General features: G+C 61.2%; 20 protein-coding genes. 10 read left to right on the forward strand and 10 right to left on the reverse strand.

What is annotated here, in order from left to right; translation table 11 throughout:
• Positions 1-60 precede the first annotated feature (60 nt).
• The 8 genes from ispH to coxB form a co-directional block, all read right to left on the reverse strand.
• The gene (ispH, locus tag LH464_RS10915; protein ID WP_226786412.1) at positions 61-1,077 is read right to left on the reverse strand and encodes a 4-hydroxy-3-methylbut-2-enyl diphosphate reductase; all 1,017 of its coding nucleotides are present in this window, start codon (positions 1,075-1,077) and stop codon (positions 61-63) included.
• A 75-nt stretch (positions 1,078-1,152) separates the two neighbouring features.
• Entirely contained in the window at positions 1,153-1,935 is a 783-nt protein-coding gene (locus tag LH464_RS10920; RefSeq protein ID WP_390624965.1) for an SURF1 family protein, read from the reverse strand.
• Positions 1,936-2,006: 71 nt separating this feature from the next.
• A complete protein-coding gene (locus LH464_RS10925; protein WP_226786413.1) occupies positions 2,007-2,882 on the reverse strand; it encodes a cytochrome c oxidase subunit 3 in 876 nt (291 codons plus the stop codon).
• A gap of 50 nt (positions 2,883-2,932) precedes the next feature.
• On the reverse strand, positions 2,933-3,484 hold the full coding sequence (locus LH464_RS10930) for a cytochrome c oxidase assembly protein (RefSeq protein WP_255648337.1): 552 nt from the start codon (positions 3,482-3,484) through the stop codon (positions 2,933-2,935).
• Between the two features lie 64 nt (positions 3,485-3,548).
• Complete coding sequence (locus tag LH464_RS10935) at positions 3,549-3,686, reverse strand: hypothetical protein (RefSeq protein ID WP_226786527.1); 138 nt, start codon at positions 3,684-3,686, stop codon at positions 3,549-3,551.
• Complete coding sequence (cyoE, locus tag LH464_RS10940) at positions 3,683-4,639, reverse strand: heme o synthase (RefSeq protein ID WP_226786415.1); 957 nt, start codon at positions 4,637-4,639, stop codon at positions 3,683-3,685. Before cyoE ends, LH464_RS10935 begins: the two co-directional genes overlap by 4 nt.
• Before the next feature lie 64 nt (positions 4,640-4,703).
• A complete protein-coding gene (gene ctaD, locus LH464_RS10945; RefSeq protein WP_226786416.1) occupies positions 4,704-6,407 on the reverse strand; it encodes a cytochrome c oxidase subunit I in 1,704 nt (567 codons plus the stop codon).
• A 15-nt stretch (positions 6,408-6,422) separates the two neighbouring features.
• Positions 6,423-7,310, reverse strand: a complete 888-nt coding sequence (gene coxB / locus LH464_RS10950; RefSeq protein ID WP_226786417.1) for a cytochrome c oxidase subunit II — start codon at positions 7,308-7,310, stop codon at positions 6,423-6,425.
• Positions 7,311-7,617: 307 nt separating this feature from the next.
• Here coxB and LH464_RS10955 point away from each other — a divergent pair, with 307 nt between their 5' ends.
• The 5 genes from LH464_RS10955 (at position 7,618) to LH464_RS10975 (ending at position 12,122) form a co-directional block, all read left to right on the forward strand.
• A complete protein-coding gene (locus tag LH464_RS10955; protein ID WP_226786418.1) occupies positions 7,618-8,211 on the forward strand; it encodes an invasion associated locus B family protein in 594 nt (197 codons plus the stop codon).
• Between the two features lie 78 nt (positions 8,212-8,289).
• On the forward strand, positions 8,290-9,705 hold the full coding sequence (gene tldD, locus LH464_RS10960) for a metalloprotease TldD (protein ID WP_226786419.1): 1,416 nt from the start codon (positions 8,290-8,292) through the stop codon (positions 9,703-9,705).
• Positions 9,706-9,709: 4 nt separating this feature from the next.
• Positions 9,710-10,138, forward strand: a complete 429-nt coding sequence (locus tag LH464_RS10965; protein ID WP_226786420.1) for a bleomycin resistance protein — start codon at positions 9,710-9,712, stop codon at positions 10,136-10,138.
• Positions 10,139-10,207: 69 nt separating this feature from the next.
• Positions 10,208-10,987 (forward strand): sulfite exporter TauE/SafE family protein, encoded by a 780-nt coding sequence (locus LH464_RS10970; RefSeq protein WP_226786421.1) that lies wholly within the window; start codon positions 10,208-10,210, stop codon positions 10,985-10,987.
• 79 nt (positions 10,988-11,066) lie between these two features.
• Positions 11,067-12,122 carry a polysaccharide deacetylase family protein gene (locus tag LH464_RS10975; RefSeq protein ID WP_226786422.1) on the forward strand — a complete coding sequence of 352 codons (1,056 nt, stop codon included), beginning with the start codon at positions 11,067-11,069 and terminating at the stop codon, positions 12,120-12,122.
• 3 nt (positions 12,123-12,125) lie between these two features.
• Here the strand turns inward: LH464_RS10975 and pdxH are convergent, their stop codons facing one another.
• Complete coding sequence (gene pdxH, locus LH464_RS10980; RefSeq protein WP_226786423.1) at positions 12,126-12,746, reverse strand: pyridoxamine 5'-phosphate oxidase; 621 nt, start codon at positions 12,744-12,746, stop codon at positions 12,126-12,128.
• Between the two features lie 62 nt (positions 12,747-12,808).
• On the opposite strand from pdxH, the gene LH464_RS10985 reads away from it, so the two are divergent.
• The 4 genes from LH464_RS10985 (at position 12,809) to LH464_RS11000 (ending at position 16,162) form a co-directional block, all read left to right on the forward strand.
• A complete protein-coding gene (locus tag LH464_RS10985; RefSeq protein ID WP_226786424.1) occupies positions 12,809-13,261 on the forward strand; it encodes an RT0821/Lpp0805 family surface protein in 453 nt (150 codons plus the stop codon).
• 182 nt (positions 13,262-13,443) lie between these two features.
• On the forward strand, positions 13,444-14,580 hold the full coding sequence (locus tag LH464_RS10990) for a DnaJ C-terminal domain-containing protein (RefSeq protein WP_226786425.1): 1,137 nt from the start codon (positions 13,444-13,446) through the stop codon (positions 14,578-14,580).
• Between the two features lie 156 nt (positions 14,581-14,736).
• Entirely contained in the window at positions 14,737-15,555 is an 819-nt protein-coding gene (gene fabI, locus LH464_RS10995) for an enoyl-ACP reductase FabI (protein WP_226786426.1), read from the forward strand.
• Positions 15,556-15,571: 16 nt separating this feature from the next.
• Complete coding sequence (locus tag LH464_RS11000; RefSeq protein WP_226786427.1) at positions 15,572-16,162, forward strand: histidine phosphatase family protein; 591 nt, start codon at positions 15,572-15,574, stop codon at positions 16,160-16,162.
• A gap of 6 nt (positions 16,163-16,168) precedes the next feature.
• Here the strand turns inward: LH464_RS11000 and LH464_RS11005 are convergent, their stop codons facing one another.
• Positions 16,169-16,429: a DUF1344 domain-containing protein gene (locus LH464_RS11005; RefSeq protein ID WP_226786521.1), complete on the reverse strand. Its 261-nt coding sequence runs from the start codon at positions 16,427-16,429 to the stop codon at positions 16,169-16,171.
• 253 nt (positions 16,430-16,682) lie between these two features.
• Here LH464_RS11005 and LH464_RS11010 point away from each other — a divergent pair, with 253 nt between their 5' ends.
• The gene (locus LH464_RS11010) at positions 16,683-19,859 is read left to right on the forward strand and encodes a bifunctional diguanylate cyclase/phosphodiesterase (protein WP_315859626.1); all 3,177 of its coding nucleotides are present in this window, start codon (positions 16,683-16,685) and stop codon (positions 19,857-19,859) included.
• Positions 19,860-19,914: the final 55 nt, after the last annotated feature.

Here is a 19,914-nt window from a genome sequence, read left to right on the forward strand (position 1 = left end):
AGGGCGTGCGTAAGCAGCCCGCAGAATCGGCCGTACCCTACTCTGTCGGGGACAGGAAAGTCACCCGTTGACGAAGGCCATGTCTTCCCTTGTCAGCGGTACGCCGCGCAATTCGCGATTGACGAGGAAGTTCTCGGTCTCTTCGGCCGTGATCGCCAGCTCCACGGTGGCGTCATAGCGCGAACGGAAGGCCTCGATGATCTCCTCGACGATGACCTCCGGAGCGGATGCACCGGCCGAAATGCCGAGGGTGGAGATCGCACCGATTTCGGCCCAATCGAGCTCCGAGGCGCGCTGGACGAGCAGCGAACGTGTCGCCCCTGCCCGCAACGCCACTTCGACGAGGCGCTTGGAATTGGACGAGTTGGGCGCACCCACGACGATGAAGAGATCGCAGCCGGGCGCTGCCTCCTTGACCGCATCCTGCCGGTTGGTGGTGGCATAGCAGATGCTGTCGGCCGCAGGCGCCGTCAGGTTTGGAAAGCGCTCCTGCAACTTGGCGATAACGCCAGCGGTATCGTCGACCGACAAAGTCGTCTGCGTGACGAAGCCGAGATTATCTGCGTCGGCGGGCTCGTAGACCGCGGCGTCCTCCACCGTCTCGACCAGAGACACCGTGCCTTCCGGCAGTTGCCCCATCGTCCCGATCACTTCCGGATGCCCGGCGTGTCCGATGAGGATGACGTGACGGCCGAGACGCTGATGGCGCATCGCCTGCTTGTGGACCTTGGAGACCAGCGGGCAGGTCGCGTCGAGGTAGAATAGGTTGCGTGCCTGCGCATCGGCAGGCACGGATTTCGGCACGCCGTGCGCGGAGAAGACGACCGGCTGGTCGCGGTGCTCCGGCGGGATCTCGTCCAGTTCCTCGACGAAGACGGCGCCCTTGGCTTCCAGGCCTTCGACCACGTAGCGGTTGTGAACGATCTCGTGGCGGACATAGACGGGTGCGCCATAGGCCTTCAGCGCCAGGACGACGATCTGGATGGCCCGATCGACACCCGCGCAAAACCCGCGAGGTCCGCACAGCCTGATCGTGAGAGGCGGCTTTGCAACTGGCTGATCGACGTTGATGTTCATTCCGTTCCGCAGCTTGGAGATTGGCAGATGCCGTTCATATAGGCGAGCGCATCTGCGACCGCCAAGGAAAAGTTTTCAAACGCGCGCGCCCGGATACTTCCGGCGCCATAGAACCGCACCCACGACGACGACCAGCGCGCCGGCGAGGCCATACCATGTGACCGCGTATTGCAGGTGGTTGTTGGTCAGGGCGAACTGGGTGACGCCACCTTGCGGCCAGCCGCCCGGATTGGCCTGCGAGGCATCCGCATCCATGAAGAAAGGCAGCACGCCGTCTGCGCCGAGACCGGTGCTGGACGCCATGGCCGACAAATCCTTCCAGTAGAAGATGTTCTTGGCCGTGTCGTTATCGGGCACGATGGAGGACGGCTTCTCAAGCAGCTCGCCGCGCGCGTAGCCGGTGAGCGTGACGGCGCCTAAGATTTGACCCTGTTCGCGTGTGGCCGGATCCTTCATGTCATACGGCACGAAACCGCGATTGACGAACAGAACCCGTCCGTCTGCCAAGGTCAGTGGCGTGTAGACATAGAAGCCCGTCTTGCCCTCGTGGGTAGCGAAGAAGTGACGTTCGCGGGCATGATCGAAGGTGCCAGTCGCGGTCATCGTGCGGTACTCGACGTCTTCGCCGCGCCCGGTCATCGCCTCGATTTCTGTTAGCGAGGCCGGAGTTGCCGACCTTCGCTCCGCCATGTCGGACAGCAGCTGTTCCTTCCACTGAAGGCGCTCGGCTTGCCAGGTGCCGAGTGAAAGCAGCACCGCCAGTGCGACCAGCACGAGAACCGTGGTCACTACCAACTTGACCCGTCCGCTTTTGTGGATGGTCTCGCTATCGTTCGGCATGGGGGTCACGTCTCTCATGGTGCTTCCTTGAACGCGGAAGGGCGGCTCGCGCCGCCCTCCCCTTAACATGGTAACTCTGCCTGCTGGCCTCAATGGGCGAGCGGAGCGCCCCAGCTTCCCCAGATGTAGATGGAGAAGAAGAGGAAGAGCCAGACAACGTCAACGAAATGCCAGTACCAGGCAGCCGATTCAAACCCGAAATGCTGGGTGGGCGTGAAGCCGCCACGCATCGCACGGATCAGGCAGACGATCAGGAAGATCGTGCCGATGAGAACGTGGAAGCCGTGGAAACCCGTCGTCATGAAGAAGGTCGCGCCATAGATCGAGTTCGAGAACTCGAACGGGGCGGTCGCATACTCATAGGCCTGGACGATGGAGAACAGGACGCCCAGCGCAACGGTAAGCGCCAGGCCATTCACGAGCCCCTTGCGATCGTTGTGCAGAAGCGCGTGGTGAGCCCAGGTAACACAGGTACCCGACAGCAGCAGGATAACAGTGTTGTAGAGCGGCAGGTGCCACGGGTCGAGGACTTCCACACCGGCCGGCGGCCACTGGCCACCAGTGAACTCGACGCGCGAGGCCTGGATCGCCTCGTGGGGGAAGAGGCTGGCGTCGAAGAATGCCCAGAACCAGGCAACGAAGAACATCACCTCGGAGGCGATGAACATGATCATGCCATAGCGCAGGTGCAGCGAGACAACGCGGGTGTGATGCCCTTCGCGGCCTTCCTTGATCGTGTCGGTCCACCAGCCAAGCATCGTGTAGAGGATGATTGCCAGGCCAACGAAGAACAGCCACGGCGACGCCCAGTTGACACCGAGCAAGTTAAGCTCGCCGCCGTTCAGGTAGCGCATATAGCCGACACCACCAAAGGTGATGATGAACGCGCCGATAGCCGCCAAAAGGGGCCACGGGCTTGGATCGATGATGTGGTAGTCGTGATTTTTCTGATGCGCTTCGGCCATGTCAGAACCCCCGGATCATTACATGCTCGCCGGAAAGCCGGCGAATCCTCTCAAAGTTGCCCATTGGCCGGCTTACTCTTTTCCTGAACCGCCGCAACAGGCTTCGACGGCTGCGTGGGATAGAACGAGTAAGACAGCGTGATCGTCTTGATGTTCTTGGTCTCTTCAGCCGTGGTGATCTCCGGGTCAACGAAGAACACCACCGGCATTTCCAGTGTTTCACCCGGCTGAAGTGTCGTTTCGGTAAAGCAGAAGCACTCGACCTTGTTGAAGTAGGCACCGGCTTCCATCGGCGTGACGTTGAAGACGGCGGTGCCTGTCGTGGGTTCGGACGAGCGGTTGGTGGCGGTGAAGTTCACCTGCACGGTCTCGCCGATCTTCGGCTCGATGTTCCTGGCAGCCTTGAAATCCCAGTTCAACGCGCTCGACGTATTGGCGTCGAAGGTCACGGGCATCGTCCGATCAAGGATCGTTTCGGAATACTGCTCGGTACGTTGCGTGGTGCCGTTGTAGCCGGTCACCTGACAGAACAGCTGATAGAGCGGCACGGCCGCATAGGACATGCCCACCATGCCGCCGACGAAGACAAAGCACACCGCCATGATGGTGCTGTTGCCGATGCGCTTGGTCTGATGCGGATTGTTCGTTTCAGCCACCTTGCTCTCCTTAGCCCAGGCCACCGATCTTGACGATCGTGATGACATAGAAGAGGCCAACCAGGCCGGCGAGTAGCAGTCCGAGGGCAACGTTACGGTTGCGGCGAGACTTCTTCTGGGTCTCGCTGACTTTCACGGTTTCGATCAAAGCACACCTCCTACGAGGTTCATCAGGTCTGCCGCGAAGTGATCGGCGAGCAGGGCGGAGAAGATCGCAAACAGATAGAACACCGAATAGGCGAACATCTTCTTTGCTGCGATCATCTTCTCGTCGCCATCCGGCATCCGCCAGACGGCGATGGAACAGTAAATGAAGATTGAGCCGAGCAGCGCGGCAAACAGGCCGTAGCCGACCCCGGCCAGTCCGGTGAAGGACGGCGCGACCGCGACAAGCGCAGTCAGAACCGCGTAGACGACGATCTGGTTCTTGGTGGAACGTTCGCCGGCGACATTCGGCATCATCGGAATTCCGACCGCGCCGTAGTCACGCATCTTGAAAAGGGCGAGCGCCCAGAAATGCGCAGGCGTCCACAGGAAGATGATCATGAACAGGATGATGCTGTCGATGCTGACGCCGCCGGTCACGCAGGCCCAGCCGAGCATGGGCGGAAAAGCCCCGGATGCCCCGCCGATGACGATGTTCTGGGGCGTCGAGCGCTTCAGCCACATCGTGTAGACGACCGCATAGAAGAAGATGGTGAAGGCCAAGAGGAAGGCGGCGAACCAGTTCACCGCAAGACCCAGGATGATCACCGAGAAGACGGAAAGCGTCAGGCCGAAGGCGAGCGCTTCACCCGGCAGGATCCGGCCGGAAGGAATGGGGCGCTTGGCTGTGCGCGACATGACTGCGTCGATATCGGCATCGTACCACATGTTCAATGCACCGGAGGCACCTGCGCCGACGGCAATGCAAAGAATGGAAATAACCGCCAGGACAGGATGAATGTCGCTCGGCGCAACGACAAGGCCGACGAATGCCGTGAAGACCACGAGGGACATGACCCGCGGTTTCAGCAGTTCGAAAAAATCGCGTGCGCTGGCTTCCGAAAGGCGGATACCGCCCTCGCCGCCAACTGCATCGTGATTGTCGATCAACGTCATTGTCTCAGTCCTGCTCTTGATTTTCAGGGCACCGCGCGACGCGGTGCCCTGTATTTCTTGATGCTTAGCGGATCTTCGGGAGCTGTTCCCACTGGTGGAACGGCGGAGGCGAAGACAGCTGCCATTCCAGAGTTGTCGCACCTTCACCCCAAGGGTTGTCGCCAGCTACGCGCTTCTTGGCGAATGCTTCCCAAACCATAAACAGGAAGATGATAACACCAAGGAAGGAGATATAGGAGCCGATCGAGGAAACCCAGTTCCAGCCCGCATATGCATCCGGATAGTCGATGTAGCGACGCGGCATGCCGGCGAGGCCGAGGAAGTGCTGCGGGAAGAACACCAGGTTCACGCCGATGAACATGACCCAGAAATGCAGGTTGCCCAGCGTCTCGGAATACATGTAGCCGCTCATCTTCGGGAACCAGTAGTACCAGGCCGCGAAGATAGCGAAGACGGCGCCGAGCGACAGAACGTAGTGGAAGTGAGCGACCACATAGTAGGTGTCGTGCAGCGAACGGTCCAGGCCGGCATTGGCGAGCTGAACGCCCGTGACGCCGCCGACGGTGAACAGGAAGATGAAGCCGATCGCCCAGATCATCGGCGTGCGGAAGGACAGCGAGCCGCCCCACATCGTCGCGATCCACGAGAAGATCTTGATGCCGGTCGGAACCGCGATAACCATCGTCGCGAAGACGAAGTAGCGCTGCGCGTCGAGCGACAGGCCAACCGTGTACATGTGGTGAGCCCAGACGATGAAGCCGACGGCACCGATTGCGACCATGGCGTAGGCCATGCCGAGGTAACCGAAGACCGGCTTCTTCGAGAAGGTCGACACGATGTGGCTGACGATGCCGAAGCCGGGCAGGATCAGGATGTACACTTCCGGGTGACCGAAGAACCAGAACAGGTGCTGGTAGAGGATCGGGTCGCCGCCGCCTTCCGGAGCGAAGAAGGTCGTTCCGAAGTTACGATCGGTCAGGACCATGGTGATCGCGCCTGCCAGAACCGGCAGCGAGAGCAGCAGAAGGAACGCCGTCACGAGAACGGACCAGGAGAAGAGCGGCATCTTGTGCAGCGTCATGCCCGGAGCGCGCATGTTGAGGATCGTGGTGATGAAGTTGATCGCACCGAGGATCGACGACGCACCGGAAACGTGGAGCGCGAAGATCGCAAGGTCGACGGCCGGGCCCGGATGGCCGGCAGACGACAGCGGCGGATACATCGTCCAGCCGCCACCTGCACCGTAGGCACCTGCAGGACCCTCGACGAAGAGCGAGAGCATCAGCAGCAGGAAGGACGGTGGCAGAAGCCAGAACGAGATGTTGTTCAGGCGCGGGAAGGCCATGTCCGGAGCGCCGATCATGATCGGGATCATCCAGTTGGCGAAGCCGCCGATCAGCGCCGGCATGACCATGAAGAAGATCATGACGAGCGCGTGCGCCGTGGTGAACACGTTGAACATGTGCTTGCCGCCATCGATGGCAGCTTCGCCCTCGAAGCCGTAAACCATGGCCGCCAGGCCGTGGAAGATCTGGATGCCGGGCTCCTGGAGCTCCATGCGCATGGCGACGGACATGAGGCCGCCGACGATACCCGCCATGATCGCGAAGATCAGGTAAAGGGTACCGATGTCCTTGTGGTTGGTCGACAGGAACCAGCGGGCGAAGAAGCTCGGCTTATGGTCATGGTGCCCATGGGCGTGTGCATCGTCGTGCGAGGCAGTGCGAGCATGAGCGTGATCGTCGTGGGCGGCAGTAGGTCCAGCCATTGTCCTCACTCCTCGTTACTTGGATTCGGTAGCAGCAACACGCACGGCGTCGGCCGGCTGTGCAGCCAGGGCCATCAGCGCGCGATTGGCACCGGAAAGGTCACCTTGAGCGGACGTGGCCCAGGTGTCGTATTGTTCTTCGGACACGACGCGAATGGCGATCGGCATGTAGGCATGGTCCTTGCCGCAAAGCTCGGAACACTGGCCATAGTACATGCCTTCCTTCTCGGCCTTGAACCAGGTCTCGTTCAGACGACCGGGGACGGCGTCGATCTTGAGGCCGAAAGCAGGCATTGCGAAGGCGTGGATGACATCGGTCGGCGCGGCAGTGACGAGCAGACGCACGGTCTTGTTGACCGGAACGACCAGCTCATTGTCGACGGCGAGCAGGCGCGGATAGGCACCAAGGTCTTCCTTGCCGGCGGCCGCACGGTCTTCGTCCTTCAGAATGTAGGAATCGAAGGAGAGCGGATTTTCGCCACCTTCATATTCATAACTCCACAGCCACTGCGTCGCCGTCGCCTTGATCGTCAGATCAGGGTTCGTCGGAATCGTCAGCTGCGCATTGAGCATATTGAAGGACGGAATTGCGATGAAGAACAGAATGAGGACTGGCCCGACCGTCCAGACGATCTCGATCATCGTGTTGTGACTGGTGCGGGACGGTACCGGGTTTTTGCTGGCGCGGAACTTCATGGCCACAACCACCAGCAGGATCAGAACCAGAATGGTGATCGGCACGATGAACCAAAGGGTATAGTAGTTGAACCATTTGATCTCATGCATGATCGGCGTAACCGGCGTCTGCAGATCCACCTGCCAAGGCGTAGGCTGATCGGCGAAACCGGCAGAAGCAAAGAGCAGACAGATGAGCGCCGTCATCACCGCAAAAGCTCTGTTCATCACAAAAATTCTCCTCAGGCGTTTGATCTGGATCAAACCAAAACGCAGAATCCAGGCTATCAGGTCTGCTTCAATCATAGTTTGGCGGTTGCCGCAATATCTGCTGGGAAAACCCTATGCGGCATTTTTGCGCTTCGTCAAAAGCCGTGCCCACAAGGGCTTTTTCCCACATTTCAGGCCTTGTCGGACCGCAACGCGGCGACATGGGTCCCATTTTCGCCGCACTCCACTGGGATGAGGTCGGGGCTTTTCATTTCGCGCCACAAAGCCAAGAATAGCCGTCCTGATTCGCCATCCAGAGGTATCCATGGGTCGTTCTTCGATCATCGCCGCTTGTCTCGTCGCAGCCGTTGCCGGTTCGTCGCTTCCCGCGAGAGCTCAACAGCCCGCCGCGCCGGCGCCGCAGCCTTCGACCGGGGAAAGGGTACCGCAGGCGTCTGCGCCGCAGCAGAAACCCAATGGATCGGCCGGCGGCGTCCGCCAGAACTATGGCGCGTGGTCCATGGTGTGCGACACTCCACCCGGCGCATCGGCGGAACAGTGCGCACTTGTCCAGTATGTCCTCGATGAGGACAGACCCGAAATCGGCGTTGCCATCTCGGTGCTGAAGACGGCCGACCGCAAGCTTGTGCAGATGCGCGTGCTGGCGCCACTGGGGATTTGGCTGCAAGACGGCGCCCAGCTCTTCATCGACAACCAGAACATCGGGACGGCTTACTTCACCCGCTGCTTCCCGGATGGTTGCAGCCTCGAATTTCCTGTCGAGGAAGACCTGATGCGCTTCCTGCGGGCCGGGAAAAGCGGCGCCTGGGCCATCAAGGAATCGCCAGACGCGCAGAACAGGATAGCAGTGCCGTTCGAGTTGGAAGGCTTTGCCGCCGGTTACGACGCCCTGCCCTAACCTTGCTTCGGCTCACCGGGGGACCTACATCGGTCGAATGCGCTCCCGCTCTCCCACCGGGGGCTACGGAGCAGTTTGATGAATACCGATCTCTTGAACCTTTTCGATTGCGATGAAGCCAAGCTGCGCCGCATTCTTTCCGAGACCCTTTCGGGGGCGGATGACGGCGAACTCTTCGTCGAGCACGCGCAGGGCGAATCGCTCACCTTCGACAACGGACGTCTGAAGGGCGGCAGCTTCAACACCGACCAGGGCTTCGGGCTGCGCGCCGTCGCGGGCGAGGCCGTCGGTTATGCCCACGCGGGCGAACTGTCCCAGTCCGCCCTTTCGCGCGCGGCCGATGCCGTGCGCGCGGTCACGGCCGGCTATTCCGGTTCCTATGCGGCAGCCCCCCAGCGCACCAACAAGAAGTATTATGGAGACGAGAACCCGATCGGCCAGCCGAGCTTCGAGGAGAAGGTGACGCTCCTGACGGAAATCGACGCCTATCTGCGGGCCAAGGATCCGAAGGTTCGCCAGGTGACGGCAACGGCGTCTGCTAGCTGGCAGGTGGTCGAGATCCTGCGGGCCGACGGCCATCGCGTGCAGGACATCCGGCCGATGACGCGCGTCAACATTTCCGTGGTGGTCGGTGACGGCGACCGCCAGGAGAGCGGCTCCTTCGGCACCGGCGGGCGCACGGGCTTCGGCGATTTCGTTGCTAGCGGCAACTGGAAGACCGGAGCGGACGAAGCGCTGCGCCAGGCGCTCGTCAATCTCGACGCCATCGAGGCGCCGGCCGGCACGATGGACGTCGTGCTGGGTTCCGGCTGGCCGGGCGTCATGCTGCACGAGGCGGTCGGTCACGGGCTCGAAGGGGATTTCAACCGCAAGAAGACCTCCGCTTTCGCAGGGCTTCTCGGCGAGATGGTCGCGTCGCCCGGCGTCACCGTCGTTGACGACGGCACGATCGACAACCGCCGCGGCTCGATCACCGTCGATGACGAGGGCACGCCCTCCGGCTACAACGTACTGATCGAGAACGGCAGACTTGTCGGCTATATGCAGGATCGCCAGAACGCACGGCTGATGGGCCAGCAGCCCACCGGCAACGGACGTCGGCAGGGCTATGCCCACGTGCCGATGCCGCGCATGACCAACACCTACATGCTTTCCGGCGACAAGACCCCGGAGGAAATCATCGCCTCGGTCAAGAAAGGCGTCTACGCCGTATCGTTCGGCGGTGGCCAGGTGGACATCACCTCGGGCAAGTTCGTGTTCGGCTGCACCGAGGCCTACATGATCGAGAATGGAAAGATCGGCCCCGCCATCAAGGGCGCCATGCTGATCGGCAACGGCCCGGACGCGATGAAGCGGGTCTCGATGGTCGGCAACGATACCAAGCTCGACACGGGCATCGGCAATTGCGGCAAGGCCGGCCAGTGGGTGCCGGTCGGCGTCGGCCAGCCGCATCTGCGGATGGACCAGGTGACCGTCGGCGGTACGAAAGCCTGATCCGGTGCACGGCAATGCACTCGTTCCCGAGTTTGCCGTATCAGATTGGCGGACAAGCCGGCGGTTCTACTGTGAACTGATCGGCTTCTCCGTCCTCTACGAGCGCGCGGAGGAAGGGTTCTGCTATCTTGTGCTGGGCGAAGCACAACTGATGATCGACCAACTCGGCGTGGGGCGAACCTTCGACATCGATGGGGCGCCACTCGATAGACCTTTCGGTCGGGGACTTAACGTCCAGATCCGGGTTCCAGACGTCGAGGGCATACTCCAACGGCTCGCCAACGCCGGGGTGTCACTGCATCTGCCGCTGGAAGAAAAGTGGTATCGCCGCGATCATCGGGAAGTCGGCAATCGTCAGTTCGTGGTGCTCGATCCCGACGGCTACATGCTTCGCCTCTTCGAAGACCTGGGCGAGAGACCCTGTTCCGGCTGATCGGCGCAGCTTGACTCGGCGTTTGAAACCCTGCAGTGCCGGGATCACGATCCATTTCGGCAAGCAGCGATGACACCCGGCGAGCATCTGAATTTCCTGCAGACTTCCCTTGCCGGGCACGATCCGTCAGCCCTACTGTTTCTGCTCGCGGCAGCCTTGATTGCCGGGCTCGCCCGGGGTTTCTCGGGCTTTGGCGGAGCGCTGATCTTCGTGCCGCTGGCAAGCGCTGCGACAGAACCCAGGCTGGCGGCTGCACTGCTGCTCATCATCGACGGCGTTCTGACCCTCGGGCTTCTGCCGGACGCATGGCGCCGGGCCAACCGCCGGGAGGTTGCCACGATGGTGAGCGGCGCACTGATCGGAGTGCCGATCGGGACGGCAATCCTTGCGTTGACACCGCCTGTCACGCTGCGCTGGATCATCTCCCTTGTCGTGCTGGCGCTGCTTGCCTTCCTGGCGTCGGGCTGGCGTTATCACGGGCGGCCGAAACTCCCGCTGACCGTCGGTACGGGTGGTCTTGCCGGCGTTTTCTCGGGCGCTGCCCAACTGGGTGGCCCGCCGGTCGTTGCCTATTGGCTCGGCGGCGCCATTCCCGCGGCAACCGTGCGCGCCAACCTCGTTCTCTATTTCGCACTATCCAGTGTTATCTCGGCTGCCGCATACCTGATCGGCGGATTGCTGACGATGGAAGCCATGATCCTCTCGGCCGTCATATGTCCGGCATATGGCGTGGGTCTGTTTGCCGGCTCGCGTCTCTTCGGCTTCGCGAACGAGGCGACGTTCCGGTACATCTGCTTCATGCTGATTGCGCTGGCCGCTGTGATCGGGATGCCGCTTTTCGACAAATGACGCAGATCGAGTTCAGCAAGACTTAAGAACACCTGCCTATCTTCTCCCATAGGTGGTGTGTGCTGGGGCAGCTGTATCAATGAGCGACAGGCTGAAAACGGTTCTGCGGCGTGACGGAAAGCGGTTGGCAATTGCCGGGGCGCTCGAGGTCGTCGCCGTCATCTCGCGCACCGGGCTGGTCGGCAAAGCGCGGGGAAAAGGAGCGATCTTCACCCTTCACCATGTCCGGCCACAGGGCGACAGAACCTTCGAGGCGAACCGCCACCTGGAGGTCACGCCCGAGTTCCTGGAACAGGCAATCCTGCAACTTCGCGATGACGGCTATGACTTCATTCCGCTCACCGAAATAGCCGACCGGCTTCGCACGCAGGACGGCAAGCCCTTCGCCGCATTCACCCTCGACGACGGCTACCGCAACAATGCCGAACACGCCTTGCCCATCTTCGAGAGGCACGGCGTGCCTTTCACGATCTTCGTCACGCGCGGATTTGCCGAGCGCACGCACTCCCTCTGGTGGGAGACGCTGGGACAACTCCTCGGCCGCCTGTCAAAGGTCCGCTTCGATTTCGGGAACGGCATCGAGGACATCGACCTTTCAACAGGGACGCTGAAGCTTCGCGCCTTCGATCGATTTGCGAATATGGTGACGAGCGAAGAAGAGGAACTGGCCGTCTCACGGATCGATGCACTGGCACGAGAGCATGACGTCGATCCGCTAAAAATCACCGCCGAACTGGTGATGGATACCGACGAATTGCGCCGTATTGCTTTGCATCCCCTCGCCTCGCTCGGCGCTCATACGCTGAGCCACCGCGCCGTCGGGCGGCTTACACCCGATGAGGCGAAGGCGGAAATGCAGCAGTCCGCGGACTGGGTGGAGGCCTCGACCGGCCGGCGGCCAGGCAGCTTTGCCTATCCCTACGGCTTCCCGGGCGCCGTGACCGACCGCGACATGGCCATTGCGCGCGAGCTCGGGTTTGCGGTCGCTGTGACCACCCAGCCCGGCACGCTCCATGGAGGATCGGCGGAGCGGATGACCGGCCTGCCGAGAATTTCCCTCAACGGTTATTTCCAGCGGCCACGCTACGTCTCCGCACTCGCGTCCGGAATTCCCTTCGCGCTATCCGGACGCTGACCGTCAGGGGTACATCCTGACTTTCTCCCACGCGCCATCCGCTGTCGCACGTCTGAACTCGATGCGGTCGTGCAGGCGGAACGGCCTGTCGTGCCAGAACTCCACGGACGTCGGCTTGATGCGGAAACCGGACCAATGGGGCGGACGCGGGATGTTGCCGATGGCGTAGCGGGCGGTATATTCGGCAACCGCCTTCTCGAGTGCAAAGCGGCCTTCAAGCTGGCGGGACTGCTTCGACGCCCAGGCACCTATCCGGCTGCCGCGCGGCCGGGTCGCGTAATACGCATCAGCCTCCGCGTCGGTCACGATTTCGACATCGCCCCTCAGCCTCACCTGCCGCCGCAGCGACTTCCAGTGGAAGCACATCGCCGCCTTCTTCTGTCCCAGGATCTCCTGCCCCTTCTGGCTTTCGAAATTGGTGTAGAAGACAAAGCCCTGCTCGTCGAAACCCTTCAGCAGCACCATTCGGACGTTGGGCATGCCGTGCTCGTCCACGGTGGCAAGCGCCACAGCGGTCGGATCATTGACCTCGGAAGCCTCGGCATCCTTCAGCCACTGGCCGAACAATGCGAAAGGCTCGCTTTCTTGCGTGAAGTCACCGCTTGTTAACCCGCTCTCAGACATATTGACTTAAATGCTCCCGACTGGTGAGTTTGCCCGTGACTCACGCCCGGACAGGACACAAGGTGGTACTGATAGCAAAGTCGCACATCCCCTCAAAGTGGTTGAATCAGCGCATCGTGATTGCGTTGGCATTCGGCACGATAGCTATTTGCACCACGTCATGCACCAGCAGCCTCGATCTTTTCGGGGGCGGGTCTAAGGTTGACCGCGCCATAGCCACGGGAACAGTGTCTCGCGGCGAAACCGAAACGGCACTGTCCGACGAGGCAACCGTTCGAAACGCGGTGACTTCCGTCGATCTCGCAAAAATGGCCGGCAGTCCGGTGCCTTGGGCCAATGCAGCGACCGGCAGCGCCGGCGTTGTCTCTACGATCAAGGAAGCGCGCAACACCGGCCACGTGTGCCGCGACTTCACCACCACCCGCCATTCCTACGAGGGCATCGCCATGTTCTCGGGCCAGGCCTGCCTGACGGGCAGCGGCGATTGGTTACTGACTGCCTTCGATCGTCAGTAGAATTTTAACCGTGCCGAACGACCATTTGCGGTTGTAACCACTGATTCAGGATTGCCCTGCTAGCCTCCGATCACACGTGGGATTTTCCGGCAACAGGAACCGGCAGACTCCACGGGCGTTGTATCGAGTATCGGGGGGCCGGCTTATCGGGTCCTCCCGCCCAATTTAACCGGTGGTCATTCATGCGCGATCCCTATTCTGTTCTTGGTGTGCAGCGAAATGCCGGCGCCGACGAGATCAAGGCTGCCTGGCGATCCAAGGCAAAATCCGTTCATCCTGACCATAATCAGGAGGATCCATCAGCCTCCACCCGGTTCACCGAAGTCGGCAAGGCCTATGAGGTCCTGAAGGATCCTGAACGCCGCATGCGCTACGATCGCGCGGTGGACGCACACCAGACGATCATGCAGCAGCGCCAGGCGGCACGCGAGTCGGCCGAGCGGGCAAAGGCGGCAAGGGCAAATGCAGAACGCGTGATGGAAGAGCTGGCACGTGCCAATGCGCAACGAGCGCAGGCCAGTGCCAACGCCCAGTCCGGCGGCACGACCGAAGCTGCAGAGGACATGATCGACCGGATCTTCGGGGCGGCACCGAACGGACCCGCACAGGGCGGAGCCTCTGCCCGGCCCCAGCCCCAATCGCAGGCGAAACCATCCACCGCATCGGCAACCGCCGAACAGGACGACACCAGTGCCAAGGGCGACGGTTCCAGGACCGATCCCCAGACGGAGGCGCGGCCGCTTCCGGCTCAGGCCGTGGACCTGATTGCCTCGCTGGTCCGCCGCATTCGCGGAACGAGCGTAACGGCCGAAAAGGTGCCCGATCACGCGGTCGAGGCCATGGTTTCCCTCGAAGACCTCCTGAATCTGACCTGGGTTGCCATCAAGCTTCCCGAGGACCGCGAAGTCCGCCTTACCCTTGAGGCGGGGATGACGGTCGGTCACGTTGCCAGGCTCAAGAGCCAGGGGCTGAAGGTGCCGGGAATGCAGCGCGGCGATCTGCTCGTCACCCTGCGCATCGAATCCAACAGCAAGTTTCGTGCTGAAGGTTTCGATATTCACACAAACCTTCCCATCTCGCTGGAGGATGCGGTCCTCGGCACCGATACCGAGATCGAGACTCCCGAGGGCAGAAGATCGATTTCCATTCCGCCCTGGTCCGGCTCCGACCGGGCACTTCGGCTGGAGGGGCTCGGCCTGCTCAGTGCCGAAGGCAAACGCGGTGACCTGGTGGTGGAACTGCGTGTCATGCTGTGGGAAAAGCCCGATGCGAAGGTGACGGACCTGATGCGTCACATGCGCGAAGGCCTGTACCTGTAGTCGGCGCGTGACGCACAAAGCCCGCCCTGCTGCTACGCACCCTTTGTTACGGCAGCTTACACGAGATGATCTGCGCCAACTTGAACGCCTGAGCGGCCTATGCCATAGGCAACCATCATTCGCGCAGAGCGACTACGGTCTCAAAGGACACATAGCATGGTTCAGGCTTCCGGCCTAATGGCAGGCAAACGCGGCGTCATCATGGGCGTCGCCAACAATCGCTCTATCGCTTGGGGCATTGCCAAGGCCATTCATGCACAGGGTGGCGAAATCGCGCTGACCTATCAGGGCGAGGCCTTGAAGAAGCGGGTCGAGCCGCTGGCGGCCGAACTCGGCGCCATCGTGGCCGGCGATTGCGATGTCAGCGACGAAGCAAGCATCGATGCCGCCTTCGCGGAAATCGAGAAGCTTTGGGGCAAGATCGACTTTCTGGTCCACGCGATCGGTTTCTCCGACAAGGACGAACTGACCGGCCGCTACGTCGACACGACTGCCGACAATTTCGACAAGACCATGCGGATTTCGGTCTACTCGTTCACGTCCGTCGCGCGTCGTGCCGAAAAGCTGATGACGGACGGCGGATCGATGCTGACGCTGACCTATTACGGCGCCGAAAAAGTCATGCCTAACTACAATGTCATGGGCGTAGCCAAGGCCGCGCTCGAGGCGAGCGTCAAGTATCTCGCTGTCGACCTCGGCCCGAAGAACATCCGCGTCAACGCGATCTCGGCCGGCCCGATCAAGACGCTGGCGGCATCCGGCATCGGCGACTTCCGCTACATCCTGAAGTGGAACGAGTACAACGCGCCGCTGCGCCGCACCGTCACCATCGAGGACGTGGGCGATGTCGGCCTCTACATGCTCTCCGACCTGTCGCGTTCGGTGACCGGCGAGATCCATCATGCCGACAGCGGATACCATGTCGTCGGCATGAAGGCTGTCGACGCGCCTGACATCTCCGTCGTCAAGGAATGATCCAGGGAAGTCTGCCGTGCTCATCTACATGATCCGACACGGCCAGACGGACTGGAACGCGGAAGGGCGTCTTCAAGGGCAGAAGGACATCGCCCTTAATGATCTGGGACGATCGCAGGCGGCTCGCAACGGCGAGACGCTGCTCCAGATACTGGGAAGCGACGTCCCCGCCTACCGCTTCGTTTCAAGCCCCCTCTCCCGCACACGCGAGACGATGGAACGCCTGCGGGCGGCCATGGGGCTGGAGCCGACGGGTTACTTGACGGACGAGCGGCTGGTCGAACTTTCCTTCGGCGATTGGGAGGGACATACCCTCGAGGAGGTCGGCATCGTTGCGCCCGACAGACTTCAGGCCCGGGCCGACCAGAAGTGGAACTTCATTCCGCCCGGTGCGGCTGCCGAGAGTTATGAAATCCTCTCCTGGCGCGTGGGCGCGTGGCTTCGTTCACTGAGCGGACCAACAATCTGCGTAACACATGGCGGCGTCGTGCGCTCCGCTTTCCGGCTTGTCGCAAACCTGTCGGAACACGAAGCCGCGACAATGACGGTGCCGCAGGACAAGCTCCTCCGGATCGACCTGGGTGCAGGGACGCTGGAGTGGTTCTGACGGACGCTACTGAATGATTTCCAGGTCGTCCACGACCCGGTTGCCGTCCACTTCGGTGTAGAAGACGAGAACCTTCACACCCGATTCCAGCCCTTCGAAATTGAATTCCTCCGGAACCCTGTAGGTCTTGCCGTCATCGAGCGTCAGGCTGAGCGCATTGACGTCCACCGAACTGATGGTCGCCTCCACGTCCGCACTTTGTGCAAAGCCGCTCAATGGAGAAAGAATACTGGCAGTGGCGAGCAGAGCGGCGATCAGCAGACGCATTTTCAGAGCCTTCGGCAAATTCCAAGGTGTTTTACTACGACGCAAGATAGCCTCCCGATTGTGGCGAAAGTTGCTCGCGCCGATGACTTTTTCCGTACAAGTAGTGACCAGATTCTTAACTTTGTTCAAGACTCTAGCCCGATTACCTCAATCGAGTAAATTTGCCGTTTAAAGCAGTATTTCTGCAAATTTCCCGTGCAAAATACACGGCGACACGCAATCTGCCATTAACCTGCATAGGATAGAACTCCAGGTGAGAAGATCACTTTGGAAAGGGGCGGAATTGTCTGCCTGGCAGTCGCTTCAAACCCGTTTGCATTCTATCGTCAGAGGACGCCATTTCCTGTCGCTTGCGACACTGGCGATCGCGGGGTCTGTGCTTTACCTCGGCGTCTCTCTCGACCAGCGGCACCAAGCCGAGTTTCAGCAGGAACTGCGGGGCCATGCCCAAAAGGCCGCTGCGTTGTTGGCCCGACGCCTGCAGATCGAGGTGGCGGACGAAATGGCGATCGCCAAGCGTCTTGGACATGCCTATGCCTCACAGTCCGAGGGCGCGCTGGATCTGTTTCGTTTCTCTGCACAGCAGGAACTGGAGCGGGATCCCAAAATCGTGGCGGTGGCAATCGCTCCCGGCTTCAAGCTGGAGCGGCTCCTCAGTCACCCCCACTCGACCCAATCTGCCCAGATCATTGATCAGGACGAACTTGCAAACGACCTGGAGCGCCACAGCAAGATATTGGCCCCGTCGTTCGTCACCCACGCCGCTGGCAACTATCTCACTCTTATCCATCCCATGGGCCGCGAAGCACCCCAACCGCTCGTGGAGGGAGCCGTCGCCATTCTTCTCGACCAAAGCAGGCTGATGGCCGACGCGGGTCTGGCAGCTTCGGTCGATTCGACGGTCGTGAGATTTATCAACATCGAGGGGCTGGAGGTCGCGGTCCGCAACCTGAACGAGGTCGGCAGCCAGATCTTCTTCGGCGACCCCCGGATCGTTGACCGCAAGCCGCTCGAATGGCACTTCCCCATCGGCGAAAACACCTGGCAGATTCTGGTCGCGCCCGATGACGGCTGGGACGTCGCCGCGCCAGACCAGGCGGGATACCGCTTCTCGCTTGCCTTGGGAAGCATGGCCCTCCTCGTGCCGATCCTGATGGCGAGCTTCCTGATCGAACAGCGAAACCGCAACATCAGCTTGCTTAAAGCGCGCGAGGCCAACCTTCTGGAGCTTTCGCAACGCTTCAACCTGGCGATGGAAGCCTCCAACATCGGCATCTGGGAAGCGGCCGGAGACGGAAGCCACGTCTTCTGGGATGACCGCGCGGCAGTATTGCACGGTTATGAACCGGGGGAGAGCGCCAACAGGCTGGATGACTGGCACCGGGCGATCTATCCTGAGGACAGCAGTGACGCCGAGGTGCATTTCTTCACCTGCATCATAGCCAAGCAGCCCTGCACGGCCACATACCGGGTGGCAGGGGATGGCGGTGCGGTTCGTTACCTGCAGTCGGCCGGCGCAACCTACCGAAATCCGGACGGCACTGTCCGTACGACGGGGATCGTCTGGGATGTCACCTCCGAGATGCTGCGGACACAGACGCTTCGCGACGCGAAGGACGTCAGCGAGATCAAGAACGCGGAACTCGAACTTGCCCTGGACGAGTTATCGAAGCGGGAACAGCAGCTGGACGAGCTTTCCAACAGGCTCGATCTTGCGCTGGCCTCCTACAGCTGCGGCATATGGGAATACGACCCCGTTTCTGGTGTGGAGCGCTGGGACGAGCGCATGTGCCAGTTGTACAACATTCCGTTTACCGATGGCGTCGTCCGCCAGCAGCAGTGGTTCAGCCTCATCCTTCCGGAAGACCGCCTTGCGGCCAAAGTCGCATCGGCAACCTTCACATCGGGCTTCCAGCAGGAGGCCCTGCTGGTACGCGCGCCGCAGCCTGACGGGAGCCTGCGCTACATCCGTTCGGTAGGGCAACTTCAGACCGCGCGAAACGGCCAGAACAAGGTGGTCGGCATTGCCTTTGACGTGACCGAAGACGCCCTTCTGACAGCCGAGCTCAAGGCAGCAAAAGCCGAATCCGACGCAAAGAACGCCGAACTCGAACTTGCCAAGAGCCGGATCGAGCACAACGCCCTCCACGACCCGCTGACCATGCTCGCCAACCGTCGCAAGCTCGACATCGAGCTCGACCAGCTATCGCGGGAGAGCCGAAGCGAGCGGCAAAGGTTCTCGATCCTGCATCTCGATCTCGACCGCTTCAAGCAGATCAACGATACGCTGGGACATGCAGCGGGCGATGCGATGCTTGCGCACACCTCGCGCGTACTGATGCGCAACGTCCGGCGTGACGATCTCGTTGCGCGTATCGGCGGGGACGAATTCGTCATTCTGGTGAAGGATGGCGACAGTTCGGAGCAAATGGCACAGCTCGCGATCCGGATCATCGGCGAGCTGCGGCAGCCCATCGATTTCGAGGGATTTGCCTGCCGCTGCGGCGTATCGATCGGCATCGCCCAGGCCGGTGGCCTGAACATCGATGCCCGCCGCATCCTGGTCAATGCGGACATCGCGCTGTACCGCGCAAAGGGCATGGGCCGCAATCGCTTCGAATTCTTCACGCAGAACCTGCAGGCGGAAATCGTCAGCCACAAGCGCACGGCAGACCAGATCCTGGCAGGGATCGACAACCAGGAATTCGTCACCTGGTACCAGCCACAGTTCGATGCGCGAACAAACGAGCTTACCGGCGTCGAGGCCTTGATCCGGTGGAACCATCCTCATCATGGAATCCTCGCCCCGGACCGCTTCCTGAAGATCGCCGACGACCTCAACGTTACCGCGACCCTCGACCAGATCGTGCTTGAAACGGTGTTGCGGGACCAGAGGCGCTGGGCCGGCATCGGATTGAACATACCCAAGGTCTCTGTGAACGTCTCGTCACGCCGCCTGCACGACGAGAACCTGATCAACATGCTCAGAGAGCTCGACATCCGCCCCGGAAGGATCTCCTTCGAACTGGTCGAATCCATCTTCCTCGATGAACACGAAGACACCGTCGCGGCCAATCTCGAACAGATCACGGCGCTGGGCATCGATATCGAGATCGACGATTTCGGCACCGGCCACACCTCCATCGTCGGCCTTCTGAAGCTTCGGCCGAAGCGCCTGAAGATCGACCGCCAGTTGGTGATGCCGATCCTCGATTCGCCGCAGGAACGCGCACTGGTGCGGTCGATCATCGACATCGCGCGCTCGCTCGGCGTCGACACGGTCGCGGAAGGCGTCGAAACCATGCAGCATGCGGCGATGCTGCGCGAGCTGGGCTGTGATCTGCTGCAGGGATATGCGTTCGCGCGGCCCCTGCCCTTCGCCGAGTTCACGGAGACAGCATTGCAGCGGTGGTCAAAAGCTGCCGCGTGAGACGCGCCCATGCTCCAACTAGGGCTTGTCGCCTGCCGCCCTTTTCCATAAGACA

The sequence above is a fragment of the Pseudorhizobium xiangyangii genome, assembly GCF_020531965.1.
Classification (GTDB): domain Bacteria; phylum Pseudomonadota; class Alphaproteobacteria; order Rhizobiales; family Rhizobiaceae; genus Neorhizobium; species Neorhizobium xiangyangii.

What these genes read in the sequence shown, in the direction of transcription:
- LH464_RS10920 (WP_390624965.1), bottom strand. Translation starts at nt 1,935, where the DNA reads ATGAGAGACGTGACCCCCATGCCGAACGATAGCGAGACCATCCACAAA.
- tldD (WP_226786419.1), top strand. Translation starts at nt 8,290, where the DNA reads ATGAATACCGATCTCTTGAACCTTTTCGATTGCGATGAAGCCAAGCTG.
- LH464_RS10975 (WP_226786422.1), top strand. Translation starts at nt 11,067, where the DNA reads ATGAGCGACAGGCTGAAAACGGTTCTGCGGCGTGACGGAAAGCGGTTG.
- LH464_RS10925 (WP_226786413.1), bottom strand. Translation starts at nt 2,882, where the DNA reads ATGGCCGAAGCGCATCAGAAAAATCACGACTACCACATCATCGATCCA.
- fabI (WP_226786426.1), top strand. Translation starts at nt 14,737, where the DNA reads ATGGTTCAGGCTTCCGGCCTAATGGCAGGCAAACGCGGCGTCATCATG.
- LH464_RS11005 (WP_226786521.1), bottom strand. Translation starts at nt 16,429, where the DNA reads ATGCGTCTGCTGATCGCCGCTCTGCTCGCCACTGCCAGTATTCTTTCT.
- LH464_RS10990 (WP_226786425.1), top strand. Translation starts at nt 13,444, where the DNA reads ATGCGCGATCCCTATTCTGTTCTTGGTGTGCAGCGAAATGCCGGCGCC.
- ispH (WP_226786412.1), bottom strand. Translation starts at nt 1,077, where the DNA reads ATGAACATCAACGTCGATCAGCCAGTTGCAAAGCCGCCTCTCACGATC.
- LH464_RS10930 (WP_255648337.1), bottom strand. Translation starts at nt 3,484, where the DNA reads ATGGCGGTGTGCTTTGTCTTCGTCGGCGGCATGGTGGGCATGTCCTAT.
- pdxH (WP_226786423.1), bottom strand. Translation starts at nt 12,746, where the DNA reads ATGTCTGAGAGCGGGTTAACAAGCGGTGACTTCACGCAAGAAAGCGAG.
- coxB (WP_226786417.1), bottom strand. Translation starts at nt 7,310, where the DNA reads ATGAACAGAGCTTTTGCGGTGATGACGGCGCTCATCTGTCTGCTCTTT.
- ctaD (WP_226786416.1), bottom strand. Translation starts at nt 6,407, where the DNA reads ATGGCTGGACCTACTGCCGCCCACGACGATCACGCTCATGCTCGCACT.
- LH464_RS10955 (WP_226786418.1), top strand. Translation starts at nt 7,618, where the DNA reads ATGGGTCGTTCTTCGATCATCGCCGCTTGTCTCGTCGCAGCCGTTGCC.
- LH464_RS10970 (WP_226786421.1), top strand. Translation starts at nt 10,208, where the DNA reads ATGACACCCGGCGAGCATCTGAATTTCCTGCAGACTTCCCTTGCCGGG.
- cyoE (WP_226786415.1), bottom strand. Translation starts at nt 4,639, where the DNA reads ATGACGTTGATCGACAATCACGATGCAGTTGGCGGCGAGGGCGGTATC.